Below are 13,850 nucleotides of genomic sequence, written 5' to 3' on the forward strand. Positions count from 1 at the left end.
CTCGATGCACGTACTCGTTCTCGGTGGGACGACGGAGGCCCGTGAACTGGCCGGGGCCCTGCACGGCACCGGCGCGCTCCGGGTCACCAGTTCGCTGGCGGGCCGGGTCGCCGCGCCCCGGCTGCCCGCCGGCGAGGTGCGGATCGGCGGCTTCGGCGGCCCGGCGGGCATGGCGCGGTGGATCCGCGACAACGCCGTGGACGCGGTCATCGACGCCACCCATCCCTTCGCCGAGACGATCAGCTTCAACGCGGCCGAGGCGGCCGCCACCGCCCATGTTCCCCTGCTCGCCCTGCGCCGGCCCGGCTGGGTGCCGGGCGCGGGCGACGACTGGCGGGAGGTCGGCTCCCTGGCGGAGGCGGCGCGGGCGGTCACCGGCGCCGGGCGGGTCTTCCTCACCACGGGCCGGATGGGCCTCGCCGCGTTCGCCGGGGTCGACGACGCCCACTTCCTCGTACGGTCCGTGGACGCGCCCGAGCCGCCGTTCCCGCCGCACATGGAGGTGCTCCTCGACCGCGGCCCGTTCACCCTCGAAGGCGAGCGGGACCTGCTGGCCCGGCACCGCATCGACGTCCTCGTCACCAAGGACAGCGGCGCCACCGCCACCGCCCCCAAACTGGCCGCCGCCCGCGAGGCGGGCATCCCGGTCGTCGTCGTGCGCCGCCCGCCCACCCCGGCCGGGGTGCCGGTGGCGGCCTCGGTCGCCGAGGCCGCCGACTGGCTTCAGGCGCGGTCCGAAGGCGCCGTCTCCGGGTAGCGGCGCGGCGTCCACGCGATCGTGCGGCCGTCCCCGCGCACCGTCGCCTGCGTCTGCGACGAGCCGACGATGAGCAGCGTGCGCATGTCGACCACGGCCGGGTCCAGGTCCGCGAGCCGCACCACGCGCACCGACTCCTCCGGGCCGCCCACATCGCGGGCGAGGACCACCGGGGTGTCCGGCAGCCGCAGTTCGAGCAGCAGCTCGCGGGCCTTGCCGACCTGCCAGGTGCGGCTGCGCGAACCGGGGTTGTACAGCGCCAGGACCAGATCGGCCGCCGCCGCCGTGCGCAGCCGCTCCGCGATGACCTCCCACGGCTTGAGCCGGTCCGAGAGGGAGATCGTCGCGTAGTCGTGGCCGAGCGGGGCGCCCGCCTTCGCGGCGGCGGCGTTCGCGGCCGTCACACCGGGCAGCACCCGCACCGGTACGTCGGTGTACGCGTCCTGCGCCGCGACCTCCAGGACCGCCGTCGCCATGGCGAAGACCCCCGGGTCACCGCCCGACACGACCGCGACGCGGCGCCCGCGCCGGGCCAGGTCGAGCGCGAACTCGGCGCGCTCCGACTCCACCTTGTTGTCCGAACCGTGCCGCGTCTGCCCCGGCCGGTGCGGCACCCGCGCCAGGTACGTCGTGTACCCGACCAGGTCGTCGGCGTTCGCGAGGGCGCCGCGCGACTCGGGCGTCAGCCACGGCGCGCCCGCCGGTCCGGTGCCGACGACGACGACCTCGCCGCGCTCCGGCGCCGGGTCCTCGACCGGTTCGGCCTCGATCCGCGACGGCAGCACCGCCACCGAGAAGTACGGCACCGACTCCGGGTCGATGTCCGCGAGGCGGCCCGTGCGCTCGCCCGCCATGAACGCCCGCTCCACGTACCGCGCGTCGTCGAGCCGGCCCGCGTTCTCCACCGCCGCCCGCACCTTGCCGAAGGTCCGGCCCAGCTTCATCACGACCGCCGAATCGGCCGCCGCGAGACGGGCGTTCAGCTCGTCCTCCGGGAGCGTGCCCGGGATGACGGTGAGCGTCTCCTTGTCCTCGCACAGCGGCTCGCCGAGCCGGGCGGCCGCCGCGCTGATGGACGTCACACCGGGAATGACCGTGGTGTCGTAGCGGTCCGCGAGCCGCTTGTGCATGTGCTGGTACGAGCCGTAGAAGAACGGGTCGCCCTCGGCGAGGACCGCGACCGTGCGGCCCGCGTCCAGGTGCGCGGCGAGCGTCGCCGCGGCCTCCTCGTAGAAGTCGTCCAGCGCACCCCGGTAACCGCCCGGGTGGTCCGTCGTCTCGACCGTGAGCGGGTACATCAGCCGCTCCTCGATCTGGTCCTCGCGGAGGTGCTCCGCGGCGATCGAGCGGGCGATGGAACGGCCGTGCCGGGCGCAGTGGTACGCGATGACGTCGGCCCCGGCGATCGCGCGGACCGCCGCCACCGTCATCAGCTCCGGGTCGCCGGGCCCGAGCCCGACCCCGTACAACTTGCCCTTGACCGCAGGGGAGTCGATGTCGCTCATGCCTGGATCTCCTCCTCCGTCGCGAGGGCGTTCAGGGCGGCGGCCGTCATGGCGCTGCCGCCGCGCCGGCCGCGCACGATCAGGTACTCCAGGCCCAGCTCGTTCACCGCGAGCGCGTCCTTCGACTCGGCGGCGCCGACGAAACCGACCGGGATGCCGAGCACGGCCGCCGGGCGCGGGGCGTCGTCCTTCGCGAGCATCTCCAGGAGGTGGAACAGGGCGGTCGGCGCGTTGCCGATCGCCACGACCGCGCCGTCAAGGCGGTCCCGCCACAGTTCGAGCGCGGCGGCGCTGCGCGTCGTGCCCAGGTCGGCGGCGAGCGCCGGGACGCGCGGGTCGCGCAGGGTGCACAGCACCTCGTTGTCGGCGGGCAGCCGCTTACGGGTGACACCGCTCGCGACCATGTGCGCGTCGCAGAGGATCGGCGCGCCGGCCCGCAGCGCGGCGCGGGCCTTCGCCACGACGCCGGCCGAGTGGCCGATGTCCTGTACGAGATCCACCTGGCCGCAGGCGTGGATCATGCGGACCGCGACCTGCGCGACGTCGGCGGGCAGCGCGGCGAGGCCGGCCGCGGCCTCCGCGCGGATGGTGGCAAAGGACTCGCGGTAGATCGCCGCGCCGTCCTTCTCGTAGTCATACACGGGGTTCGGCTCTTTCCTCGGTCGTTCGGTACGTGCCGTCGGGCAGCGCGGTTACGTCCAGGTACGGGCCGGCCGGGTGACCGCAGCGGCGCTCGCAGCCGGACCAGTAGGTGGGGAGGGTGGGGTGGCGGGGCTCGGCGTCCCGGCGCACATCGGTGCGGGACTTGGCGCAGCCGGGGGTGCCGATGCAGGCGCCGAGCCTCGCCTCGGGTGACTCGGGGTCCGTGATGAGGCCGGCCGCCGCCAGCGTGGGGCGCTCCGCGGGGCCGGCGCCGGGGACGACGACGGTGCGCCAGGGGGTCATGCGGAGTTCCCTCTGCGGGAGGCCTTCGGCGAGATCGGTGAGGGTCGCCCATTGGTTCGGGGTGAACGATCCGAAGGGGGCCGTCACGATGAGAGGGGCAGCGCCGTTGGGGGTGGTCGGTCCGTCGCCGGGTGCCGGGTGCGTTGTGGCTGGTCGCGCAGTTCCCCGCGCCCCTGAAGGCGCACTCCGTGCGCCCCAGGGGTGCCACCCGGTGCCCTCTTCGCGCGCGCTCGAAAGCGGTGGGTCGGCACAATCAAGCCCCTCCGGCGATTGAGGAGCGGGGGCCGGGGCGGAGCCCCTGGGAGCACTCATGCGCAGGCCCGCGGACTTCAGGTTGCGGGATATCAACTCCGCCAGGGGCGCGCCCAGTTCGGAGACGCGCCATACACGACGTCCCGTCACTTCCGAGGCTGACGCGAGGAAAGACTCGGCCGCGATCACCGCAGCCCGCGCAGCGTCCTCGTATCCCACGACGAACTCGGCGTCTCCGACGACCAGTTGGGCCGAGCCGTCGGGACGACCACGCAGCAGCACATCGGGGCCGAGCCCGGCGACATCCCCGCGCCCGTCGTCCAGCGCGAAGAGAAAACGGCCCGACAGGCCAGGGGTCACCGAGCTGGCGAGCAGCGCCGAGTCCAGCGCCGTCAGCCACTCCCGCACGTCGACGAACCCGACCCCGTCGAGCCCGGACATCGGCGAAGCCACGACGTTGCGGACCCGCTCGTGGGCCGGCGACGGCAGCAGCCCGGCGCCGCCGAGCACCTCCGCCAACTCCCCGCCGCACCCGTCCCGCAACCCACGCATCTGCACGTTCCCGCGCGAGGTGAGGTGCAGCATCCCGTCCCCGAACCGCCCGGCGGCCTCCGCGATCGCCCGCGCCTGCGCCACCCCGAGCACCCCGCCCGGCACCCGCACCCGCGCCAGGAAACCGTCGTCCGCCGCGTGCAGCCGCAGCGCGCCGGGGCAGGCGTCACCCCGGGACGTACCGGACGTACCGGGGCCGGGGGGTATGGGGGCGGAGGGCATGCCGGGGAGCATACCCAGCCTCACCAGCACTCCCGCTGTGAGCAGCGTCCCGTATCGGGCTTCCCGCCCGCCCCGTACGATGAGCGGCGGCGGTCCCGTCCGGGCCGTCACATCGCCAGCGACGGCGACAGGGGAGGAAGCCCGGTGCGATTCCGGCGCGGTCCCGCCACTGTGAGCCCCCACCGGGGGCGAGCCAGGAACTCCCGCCGTCCGTAACCACCCGGGGCGCGGACACCCCGAGGAAGGCCAGACGACGCATGTCTCAGCAGCCCTCGCAGACGGCTACGCCAGCGCAGCGCATCCTGCTCCTGTCGACGTCCGACACCGACCTGCTCAGCGCCCGCGCCGCGAACACCCTCGCCGACGCCCCGGTCACGTACCGCTTCGCGAACCCGTCCCGGATCGACGTCGGGACCGGCCTCGACGGGCTGCTCGACGGCGCCGACCTCGTCGTCGTCCGCCTCCTCGGCGGCGTCCGCGCCTGGCAGGACGGCATCGACCGGCTGACCGCAGCCGGGGTCCCGCTGGTCGTGCTCACCGGCGAACAGGCCCCGGACGCCCAGCTCATGGCCGCCTCCACGGTGCCCGTCGGCATCGCCGCCGAGGCCCACAAGTACCTGGCGCACGGCGGCCCGGCGAACCTCGCGCACCTGGCCCGCTTCCTGTCCGACACGGTGCTGCTCACCGGCCACGGCTTCGAGCCCCCGGCCCCCGCGCCCACCTGGGGCCCGCTCGACCGCCCCGCCGCGCAGACCGACGGCCCGACCGTCGCCGTGCTCTACTACCGCGCCCACCACATGAGCGGCAACACCGCGTTCGTGCACGGCCTGTGCGACGCGATCGAGCAGGCCGGCGCCCGCCCGCTGCCGCTCTACGTCGCCTCCCTGCGCGCCCCCGAGCCCGAGCTGATCGACGCGCTCGGCGCCGCCGACGCCGTCGTCACGACCGTCCTCGCGGCCGGTGGCACCCGCCCCGCCGAGGCGAGCGCGGGCGGCGACGACGAGTCCTGGGACGCGGGCGCCCTGACCGGCCTCGACGTGCCGATCCTCCAGGCGCTGTGCCTGACCTCCTCCCGCGCCGACTGGGAGGAGAACGACGAGGGCGTCACCCCGCTGGATGCCGCGAGCCAGATCGCCGTGCCCGAGTTCGACGGGCGGCTCATCACCGTGCCGTTCTCGTTCAAGGAGATCGACGAGGACGGGCTGCCCGCCTACGTCGCCGACCCCGAGCGCGCCGCCCGCGTCGCCGGGATCGCCGTGCGCCACGCCCGCCTGCGCCACATCCCGGCCGGCGACAAGAAGCTCGCGCTCGTGCTGTCCGCGTACCCGACCAAGCACTCCCGCATCGGCAACGCGGTCGGCCTCGACACCCCCGCCTCCGCCGTCGCCCTCCTGCGCCGACTCGTCGACGAGGGCTACGACTTCGGCGACACCACCGACATCCCGGGCTTCGTCTCCGGCGACGGCGACGAGCTGATCCGCGCGCTCATCGACGCGGGCGGTCACGACCAGGACTGGCTGACCGAGGAGCAGCTCGCCAAGAACCCGGTGCGCATCCCGGCCGCCGACTACAAGCGCTGGTACGCGGACCTGCCGCAGGAGCTGCGCGCGTCCGTCGAGCGGCACTGGGGCCCGCCGCCCGGCGAGATGTTCCTCGACCGCTCCCGCAACCCGGAGGGCGACATCGTGCTCGCCGCCCTGCGCCGCGGGAACCTGCTGATCCTCATCCAGCCGCCGCGCGGCTTCGGCGAGAACCCGATCGCGATCTACCACGACCCCGATCTCCCGCCGTCCCACCACTACCTGGCGGCCTACCGTTGGATCGCCGCGTCCTCGGACGACCACGGTTTCGGCGCCGACGCGATGATCCACCTCGGCAAGCACGGCAACCTGGAGTGGCTGCCCGGCAAGAACGCGGGCCTGTCCGCCGCCTGCGCCCCCGACGCCGCGCTCGGCGACCTCCCCCTGATCTACCCGTTCCTGGTCAACGACCCGGGCGAGGGCACCCAGGCCAAGCGCCGCGTCCACGCCACGCTCATCGACCACCTCGTGCCGCCGATGGCCCGCGCCGACTCCTACGGCGACATCGCCCGCCTGGAACAACTCCTCGACGAGTACGCCCAGATCGCCTCGATGGACCCGGCGAAGCTCCCGGCCATCCGCGCCCAGATCTGGACCCTCATCCAGGCCGCCAAGCTCGACCACGACCTCGGCCTGGACGACCGCCCCGACGACGACGGTTTCGACGACTTCCTGCTCCACGTCGACGGCTGGCTGTGCGAGGTCAAGGACGCGCAGATCCGCGACGGCCTGCACGTCCTGGGCGCCGCGCCGCAGGGCGAGGCCCGCGTCAATCTCGTCCTCGCGATTCTGCGGGCCCGCCAGATCTGGGGCGGCACGGAGGCCCTGCCGGGGCTGCGGGAGGCGTTGGGGCTGGACGAGTCGGCGGCGACCCGTACCGCGGCGGACTCCGTCGAGGAGCAGGCCCGCGCCCTGGTCGAGGCGATGGAGGCCGCCGGGTGGGAGCCGGGCGCGGTGTCGGATGCCGTGGCCGCGATCGGCGCACCGTCACGGGGCTCCGCCCCGGACCCCGCTCCTCAATCGCCGGAGGGGCTTGAATGGTCCGCTCCTCGATCGCCGGAGGGGCTTGAAGGGGTCGCCGCCATCCTCGACTTTGCCGCTCGCGAGGTCGTGCCCCGTCTCGCCGCCACCACCGCCGAACTGGACCACTCCGTCCGGGCGTTGGAGGGCCGCTTCGTGCCCGCCGGCCCCTCCGGCTCCCCTCTGCGCGGCCTCGTCAACGTCCTGCCGACCGGCCGCAACTTCTACTCCGTGGACCCGAAGGCCGTCCCCTCCCGCCTCGCGTGGGAGACCGGGCAGGCCCTCGCCGACTCCCTCGTCGAGCGGTACCGGCAGGACAACGACGGCGCGTACCCCACCTCCGTCGGCCTGTCCCTGTGGGGCACGAGTGCCATGCGCACCGCCGGTGACGACGTGGCCGAGGCCCTTGCCCTGCTCGGTGTCCGCCCCGTCTGGGACGACGCCTCCCGCCGCGTGAACGGTCTGGAGGCGATCCCGTACGAGGAGCTGAACCGCCCCCGCATCGATGTGACGCTGCGCATCTCCGGCTTCTTCCGCGACGCGTTCCCGCACGTCATCGGCCTGCTGGACGACGCGGTCCGGCTGGCCGCGTCGCTCGACGAGCCGGACGAGCACAACCACGTGCGGGCCCACGTGCGGGCCGACCTCGCCGAGCACGGCGACGAACGCCGCGCCACCACCCGTATCTTCGGGTCCCGCCCCGGCACGTACGGTGCCGGTCTGCTCCAGCTGATCGACTCCAAGGACTGGCGCACGGACGCGGACCTCGCCGAGGTCTACACGGTGTGGGGCGGCTACGCGTACGGCCGCGGCCTGGAAGGGCGTGCGGCCCGCGGCGAGATGGAGACGGCCTACAAGCGGATCGCGGTCGCCGCCAAGAACACGGACACCCGTGAGCACGACATCGCCGACTCCGACGACTACTTCCAGTACCACGGCGGCATGGTCGCCACCGTCCGCGCCCTGCGCGGCACCGCCCCCGAGGCGTACATCGGCGACTCCACCCGCCCGGAGACGGTCCGCACCCGCACCCTGGTCGAGGAGACGTCCCGCGTCTTCCGCGCCCGCGTCGTGAACCCCAAGTGGATCGAGGCGATGCGCCGCCACGGCTACAAGGGCGCCTTCGAACTCGCGGCGACCGTCGACTACCTCTTCGGCTACGACGCCACGACCGGCGTCATCGCCGACTGGATGTACGACAAGCTCACGGAGACCTACGTCCTCGACGAGACGAACCGCCAGTTCCTCTCCGAGGCCAACCCCTGGGCCCTGCACGGCATCGCCGAGCGCCTCCTGGAGGCCGAGTCCCGCGGCATGTGGGAGAAGCCCGACCCCCAGGTCCTGGAAGCCCTCCGCCAGGTCTACCTGGAGACCGAGGGCGACCTGGAGGACGACGCGTAGGACGGTGTGCGGGACGGGGCGGAAGAAGGCGGACGGAACCCCCTGTCCGCCGACCCCCTGGGTGACTTACGATGCAGCCGTCTTCGAGCCCGCGTTGACCAGTGGCTTCTCCGGTGGGGGGTACCTCCGGCGCCCGGACGTCCGCGTGCTCCCACAGCATCACCGGCGGCGCTTCGCCGCCGGTCCACCCAGGGGGGTTCGACACCCTTGCGCAGACGCGCTCTCTCCACCGCGACCGCCGTCGCGGTCCTCGCAGGTTCGGCCGCGCTCGGCGTCGCCGGATCCGGCACCGCCGTCGCCGACTCGGCGAAGACCCTAGGCGTCAAGTCCGTCGGCGACATGGCCGTCGACGGCGTGCACAAGCGGATCTATCTTTCCGACCCGCAGAGCGACGCCATCGTCGTCACCGACTACGCCGGCGCCCAGCTGCGGCGCATCACCGGCCTGGCCGGGGTGCGCGGCCTCGCCCTGTCGGCGGACTCCTCGCGGCTGTACGCGGCCGTGACGGACACGGACACCATCGCCGAGATCGACACGGCCGCCGGCACCACGGTGGGCTCCTACGCGCTGGGCAGCGCCGACGCGCCGCGGGACCTCGCGGTGGCGGGCGACGTCCTGTGGTTCAGCTACGGCCCGTCCGGTGACGGGGCGCTCGGCTCCCTCGACACCACGCAGCCCACCCCCGAGCCCGCCCTCGGCCAGGTCGGCTCCTACACCTTCTACGGGGCACCGGTCATCGCCGTGTCGCCGGACGGCAAGGAACTGGCCGCGGGGGACCCGAACACCTCCGGCGGGGTCGCCGCCGTGTACGACCTGTCCGGCACCACCGCCACCCAGCGGGTCGTCAAGGGCCTGGACAGCTCCTTCCACCGCCAGCTCGCCTTCTCCCCGGACGGCACCGAGCTGTTCGTGGCGGGCGGCAGCGGGTCCGCGCCCTCGGCCTACTCGGCCACGGACCTCAGCCCCGTGCGCACCTACCCCTCCGGCGGCTTCGGCTCCGCCGTGGCGGTCTCGCCCTCCGGGAACGTGGCCGAGGGCAGCTCCCCCTTGTACGACTCCACGGTCCACGTCTACCGCCCGGGCGGGACCACCGCCATCCGCAGCTACGCGCTCGGGCGCACCTCCACCGTCTCCAGCGGTGACGACACCCTGGTCCCCGGGGCGGTGGCCTGGACGCCCGACGGTTCCACCCTGTTCGCGGTCTCCGACAACTACGAGGGCGCCTTCCGCCTCCACACCTACACGGACCCGAACCGCACCGCCCCCACCCTGACGGTGAACGCCCCGTCGACGGCCACCCGCGCCACGTCACTGACGGCCTCCGGGAAGATCAGCTCGGTGGTGCCGTTCACGGCCCCCGTCCAGCTGACGGTCACCAGGTCGGACCTGGAGACTCCGAGCGGCAAGGTCGTCAAGACCGTCACCACCAAGGCCGACGGCACGTACTCGTTCACCGACACCCCGTCCGTCGGCGGCAAGGTCACCTACAAGGTGTCCTACGCGGGCGACGCGGACCACGCCCCCGTCAGCAAGTCGGACGCGGTCGAGGTCTCGCGCAACAGCACCACGCTCACGCTGAACAAGAACAAGAACGTCTACGAGTACGGCAGCGACGTCACGTTCACCGCGCACCTCGGCACCACGTACAAGAACCGCAAGGTGGAGATCTACGCCAACCCCTACGGCAGCGACCGGCCGAACAAGCTGGTGAAGTCGGGCACGGTCAATTCCAGCGGCAACCTGTCCGTCACCCTCGACCTGACGCGTGACGTCACGCTCTCCGCGGTCTACGCGGGCGACGCCCGCTACAAGCCCAAGACGGTCACCAACACCGTCTACACCCGGGCCCGTTCCTCGGTCGCGCCGTCGAACCACTACAAGACCGGGACCATCGGCTCGCACAAGTACTACTGGTTCCACAAGAGTTCGACGATCTACGTGACGACGTCGATGAACTACTACACGGGCCGCAAGTTCCGCCTCGACCTCCAGGTCTACGCGGACGGCGCCTGGCGCTCGGGCGGCAGCGAGTACTTCAATCTCGGCACCGCGGGCACCACGAAGGTCAACATGGGCGCCGTCGGCGCGGCCGGCTACAAGTTCCGGGTCCGCGCCGTGTACGTCAACGGCAGCTCGGGCGACAACGTGAACACGACGAAGTACAGCGCCTGGAAGTACCTGTACTCGACGAACTAGCCCTCCAGGCGGGCGGTGAGACTGCGTCCGTACAGGTGGCGCGTGACCACGTCGAGCCGGGTTCCGCCCGGCACGACACGGACGCGCACCGCGTCGTCGCCGGAGACCTTGCGCAGGGTCCGCCCGCGCAGGGTCACGGTGACGGTGTCGCGGGCGGTCGTCGGGTCGGCGACGGCGACCGCCACCTCGTCCCCGCGCCCGCGCACCAGCACGGACGCGGCCCCGTCGACGCTCAGCCCCGCCACGTGGTGCGTCCCCGCCCCGAAACCGTTCAGCGCGGTCAGGCCGAGGCCCTCGTGGCGGACCGCCTGGAGGCGCGGGGTGTTGGCGAGGACGCGGACGGCGTCGTACGAACGGGCCGCCTCCGCCGTGGCGTTGGGGAGCAGCGCCCACGCGAAGGCAGTGGGTCCGGCGCCGGGCGGCTGCTCGATCGTCAGGGAGAAGACCTGTTTCGTGACGGCCGTGTCCGGGTTCGTGAGGCGGACGGTGCGGCGGCTGCGGGTGACGGTCGTCAGGCGGGGTTCGGCGGCCGGTCCGCCGAGCCGGACGTAGCCGACCGCCGTGCCCTGTGTGGCATCCGCCCAGCGCACCCAGGAGTCCCCCTCGGTCACGGACACCGCGTCGCCGACCGCCGCGATCCGCGCGTCGAGCGTCGTCGTCACCGCGCGGCCCGCGCCCGGAGCGTCCCCGACCCCCGCCCCGAGCAGCACGATCTCGTCGTCCAGCAGGAACCAGGAGCGGGTGGCGCGGGCGGAGCGGTACGCCACGAAGTCGTCGGGGAGGATCCCGGCCGCCTTGTCCCGCCACGGCACGTCGTCCGTGAGCACCCAGCCGACCGCCCCGTACGCGCCGAGGACCGCGCCGCCGGAGTGCGCGCCGGTGGCCGTCGGGAAGTAGACGTAGCGGTTCTGCGACGCGCTGGACGCCGTGAAGTTCAGCGGGTGGTCCGGGTTGTCGTAGAAGAGCTTGCCGCCGTACGCCTCCGGCACGGTGGCGCGGGGTTCGACGGGCGCGGTGACGCCCGCGAGGCCGTACGGGGAGACGGTGGCGAGGTGGTCGACGCCGTACGCCTGCCGCTGGTCCTGCCCGGACAGGTACAGGTGGTGTGCGCCGTCGCCCTGGAACCACGGCATCAGGTTCTCGCCGCTCATGTACTCGTACTTGCTGATCCGGTCCGAGCTGCGGGAGAGCGTGAACGCGTGGCCGGGGCGGCGGTGCACGGTGCGGTCCATGGCGTTGAAGGCCACCGTCCGGGCGGGCGGGTTGAGGTCGGCGGCGGGGACGGAGGCGTCGGCGAGGAGGTCGGCGTAGCGGACGATGCTGAGCGGGGAGACGAAGGACGTGGGGTCGAGCGCGCTGCGGGAGCCGGCCCGGATGTGCTTCACATAGCTCTTCAGGGCGCGGGCCGGTTCGCCGTCCGACAGTGAGGCGAGGTCGACGACGGCCTCCACGATCACGGCCACGTCGTCGTACCCGGTGCCGGTGCGCGACACCGCGCGCCCCTTCACGGCCTCCATCATCCAGCCCTCGAAGATCAGCGGCGCGAACCCGTCCCGGACCCACCCGTGCACCACCGGCACCAGTGCGTCGCCGTGCGCGAAGCCGCTCCCGTCGAGGACCTTCAGCGTCTGCACGACCCGGCTGAGCAGGCCCTTCCCGTACGAGCCGGTGTACGCGACGGAGGAGTGCTGGAGGAACGAGCCGTCGGCGTAGTAGCCGTCCGTCACGCCGTGCCGCAGGTCGTACGGGTCGATCGTCGCGAACACGGTCAGCTGGTCGGTGAGCGCCTTGCGGATGCGGGCCTCGTCGGCGACGAGGGCGCCCTGGAGGATCCGGTTGGTGGTGAGGTCGGCGAGGTTGGCGCCGGTGTGGAACCGGGAGTCGAGGTCGACGTCGCCGTCCTTGCCGTTGCGCAGGTACGCGTCCATGGAGGCGAGGTACGTCGTGACGAGCTCGGCGGGGGCGCGGTCGGCGAGCAGCACGAGGGTGCGGGTGACGTGCTGGGAGATCCCGATCTCCCAGGAGAACCAGTTGCCGTAGTAGCCCTTCGACTGGTCGCCGTAGAAGTGCTCGTGCAGCCAGGCCAGCCCGTCGAGCACCCGGTCCTGGACGGCCGAACTCCCGTACAGGTCGGGCGGGATGCCCGGCGTCCGGGTCGCGAGCGCGATCTCGTACAGGCGCTGGTAGGTGGTCGTGAGGTTCGGGTCGCTGGTGCCGAGGGGGAGGCCGGGGAAGAGTTCCGCGTCACCGGTCGCGGCGTCGAGCGCGGCGAGGTTCGCGCGGGCGGTGCGTTCGATCGCGGCGCGCTTGGCGGCCGTCTCCGTACGGGAGTTGGAGTCCGCGGTGCCGGCGAACACGGCGACGGTGTTGGCGAGCACCCGCGCCGCCCCGTCCGCGGCCCGAGCGGCCCCGGCCCACCCGACGGGCACCACCCCGAGCACTCCGGCCGCCCCCAGCATCCCCAGCACGTGCCTACGACTGAGTCCCATCCGCCGGACGATGGCAGACCCTCACCTGCCTCACAAGGGGTCTCACTCCCACCAGGCGTCCCGCACCCGCAGGGACCCCGTGCTCTCGCACCCCGCCCCGTTCACCACTTCCTCCGTGTCGAGGCTCCAGCCCACCACCCCGTTGCCCTTCCGCCCGAGTTCGATGACCCGCTGCGCGTCGACGTGCCGCCCCTCCTGCACCTGGCAGCGCAGTACGGAGGTCCAGGCCCGCCCGTCGAGCGCGGTGCCGACGGCCAGGAGCGGGAGCACCAGCACGGTGAGCACGGCGGCCACCCACAGCTCGGCACCGCTGATCCGCCGCAGCCAGGGGCCCGGTTCGTACGAGGGGTCGTGGTGGTGGCGCCCGCGCCGGCCGGCCCGGTACTCGACGACCACCCCCTCGCGGAGCGCGAACGCGACGAGCCCGGTGCCGAGCCCCCACCAGGGCCCGTAGAAGCACCCGGCGAGGATCCCGACGGCGAGCGGGTTCGCGACGGTGAGGGCGAGGCGGCGGGCGGTGCCGAGCAGGCCGCCGCCCTTCGGCACGGCACCCCGCGCGGCGAACAGCGCGAACACGATCCGGGAGGCGACGATCCCGAGCACGGCCCCGAGCAGCGGTTCGGTGAGGATCATGCCGATGAGCACGTCCGGCCAGTTCCCGAACTCCATGCCGACGAACACGTCCCGGGCCCTCTCCGGGCCGCCGACCGTGTACGCGACCTTGACCGCGGGGACGGCGAGCGCGAGCGCGAGGAGCACGGTGTGCCCGGGGCCGCCCTTGCGGTCCAGGGAGCGGACCTGTTCCTGCTGTTGCTGTTCCTGCTCTGGCATGCGGCCCACTGAAACACCTGTGCCGGGCCGGGCCCGGGAGGCGGCGCCGGGGCGGTCCCTCACCCGCACGGTCGGCTCTCGGGTGCGCGCGGGGCCCCTC

8 protein-coding genes and 1 riboswitch are annotated in these 13,850 nt (G+C 73.4%); of the genes, 3 read left to right on the top strand and 5 right to left on the bottom strand.

Annotation, left to right across the window (positions count from 1 at the left end):
* The first annotated feature begins 4 nt into the window (after positions 1-4).
* A complete protein-coding gene (locus ACZ4E1_RS11170) occupies positions 5-757 on the top strand; it encodes a cobalt-precorrin-6A reductase (protein WP_467537997.1) in 753 nt (250 codons plus the stop codon).
* Here ACZ4E1_RS11170 and ACZ4E1_RS11175 read toward each other — a convergent pair.
* The 3 genes from ACZ4E1_RS11175 to ACZ4E1_RS11185 are packed head-to-tail and all read right to left on the bottom strand — an operon-like array spanning position 724 to position 4,233.
* Positions 724-2,262 (bottom strand): precorrin-2 C(20)-methyltransferase, encoded by a 1,539-nt coding sequence (locus tag ACZ4E1_RS11175; RefSeq protein WP_467537999.1) that lies wholly within the window; start codon positions 2,260-2,262, stop codon positions 724-726. The genes ACZ4E1_RS11170 and ACZ4E1_RS11175 overlap by 34 nt on opposite strands.
* A complete protein-coding gene (locus ACZ4E1_RS11180) occupies positions 2,259-2,903 on the bottom strand; it encodes a precorrin-8X methylmutase (protein WP_467538001.1) in 645 nt (214 codons plus the stop codon). The genes ACZ4E1_RS11175 and ACZ4E1_RS11180 overlap by 4 nt, the downstream gene beginning before the upstream one ends.
* Entirely contained in the window at positions 2,896-4,233 is a 1,338-nt protein-coding gene (locus ACZ4E1_RS11185; RefSeq protein WP_467538003.1) for a cobalamin biosynthesis protein CobG, read from the bottom strand. Before ACZ4E1_RS11185 ends, ACZ4E1_RS11180 begins: the two co-directional genes overlap by 8 nt.
* A 133-nt stretch (positions 4,234-4,366) precedes the next feature.
* Positions 4,367-4,436, top strand: a riboswitch (cobalamin riboswitch).
* A 54-nt stretch (positions 4,437-4,490) separates the two neighbouring features.
* Between ACZ4E1_RS11185 and cobN the strand changes: the two genes are divergently transcribed.
* The gene (gene cobN, locus ACZ4E1_RS11190; RefSeq protein ID WP_467538005.1) at positions 4,491-8,234 is read left to right on the top strand and encodes a cobaltochelatase subunit CobN; all 3,744 of its coding nucleotides are present in this window, start codon (positions 4,491-4,493) and stop codon (positions 8,232-8,234) included.
* Positions 8,235-8,441: 207 nt separating this feature from the next.
* Entirely contained in the window at positions 8,442-10,430 is a 1,989-nt protein-coding gene (locus ACZ4E1_RS11195) for a WD40 repeat domain-containing protein (RefSeq protein WP_467538007.1), read from the top strand.
* Here the strand turns inward: ACZ4E1_RS11195 and ACZ4E1_RS11200 are convergent.
* Together ACZ4E1_RS11200 and ACZ4E1_RS11205 are read right to left on the bottom strand one after the other, a co-directional pair.
* On the bottom strand, positions 10,427-12,919 hold the full coding sequence (locus tag ACZ4E1_RS11200) for a polysaccharide lyase family 8 super-sandwich domain-containing protein (RefSeq protein WP_467538009.1): 2,493 nt from the start codon (positions 12,917-12,919) through the stop codon (positions 10,427-10,429). The genes ACZ4E1_RS11195 and ACZ4E1_RS11200 overlap by 4 nt on opposite strands.
* 42 nt (positions 12,920-12,961) lie before the next feature.
* Complete coding sequence (locus tag ACZ4E1_RS11205) at positions 12,962-13,750, bottom strand: hypothetical protein (RefSeq protein WP_467538011.1); 789 nt, start codon at positions 13,748-13,750, stop codon at positions 12,962-12,964.
* Positions 13,751-13,850 lie beyond the last annotated feature (100 nt).

Source organism: Streptomyces sp. NPDC025806 (assembly GCF_055558275.1).

Coding starts and splice junctions, on each gene's coding strand:
- ACZ4E1_RS11170 (WP_467537997.1), top strand. CDS start 5: ATGCACGTACTCGTTCTCGGTGGGACGACGGAGGCCCGTGAACTGGCC.
- ACZ4E1_RS11175 (WP_467537999.1), bottom strand. CDS start 2,262: ATGAGCGACATCGACTCCCCTGCGGTCAAGGGCAAGTTGTACGGGGTC.
- ACZ4E1_RS11185 (WP_467538003.1), bottom strand. CDS start 4,233: ATGCCCTCCGCCCCCATACCCCCCGGCCCCGGTACGTCCGGTACGTCC.
- cobN (WP_467538005.1), top strand. CDS start 4,491: ATGTCTCAGCAGCCCTCGCAGACGGCTACGCCAGCGCAGCGCATCCTG.
- ACZ4E1_RS11200 (WP_467538009.1), bottom strand. CDS start 12,919: ATGGGACTCAGTCGTAGGCACGTGCTGGGGATGCTGGGGGCGGCCGGA.
- ACZ4E1_RS11205 (WP_467538011.1), bottom strand. CDS start 13,750: ATGCCAGAGCAGGAACAGCAACAGCAGGAACAGGTCCGCTCCCTGGAC.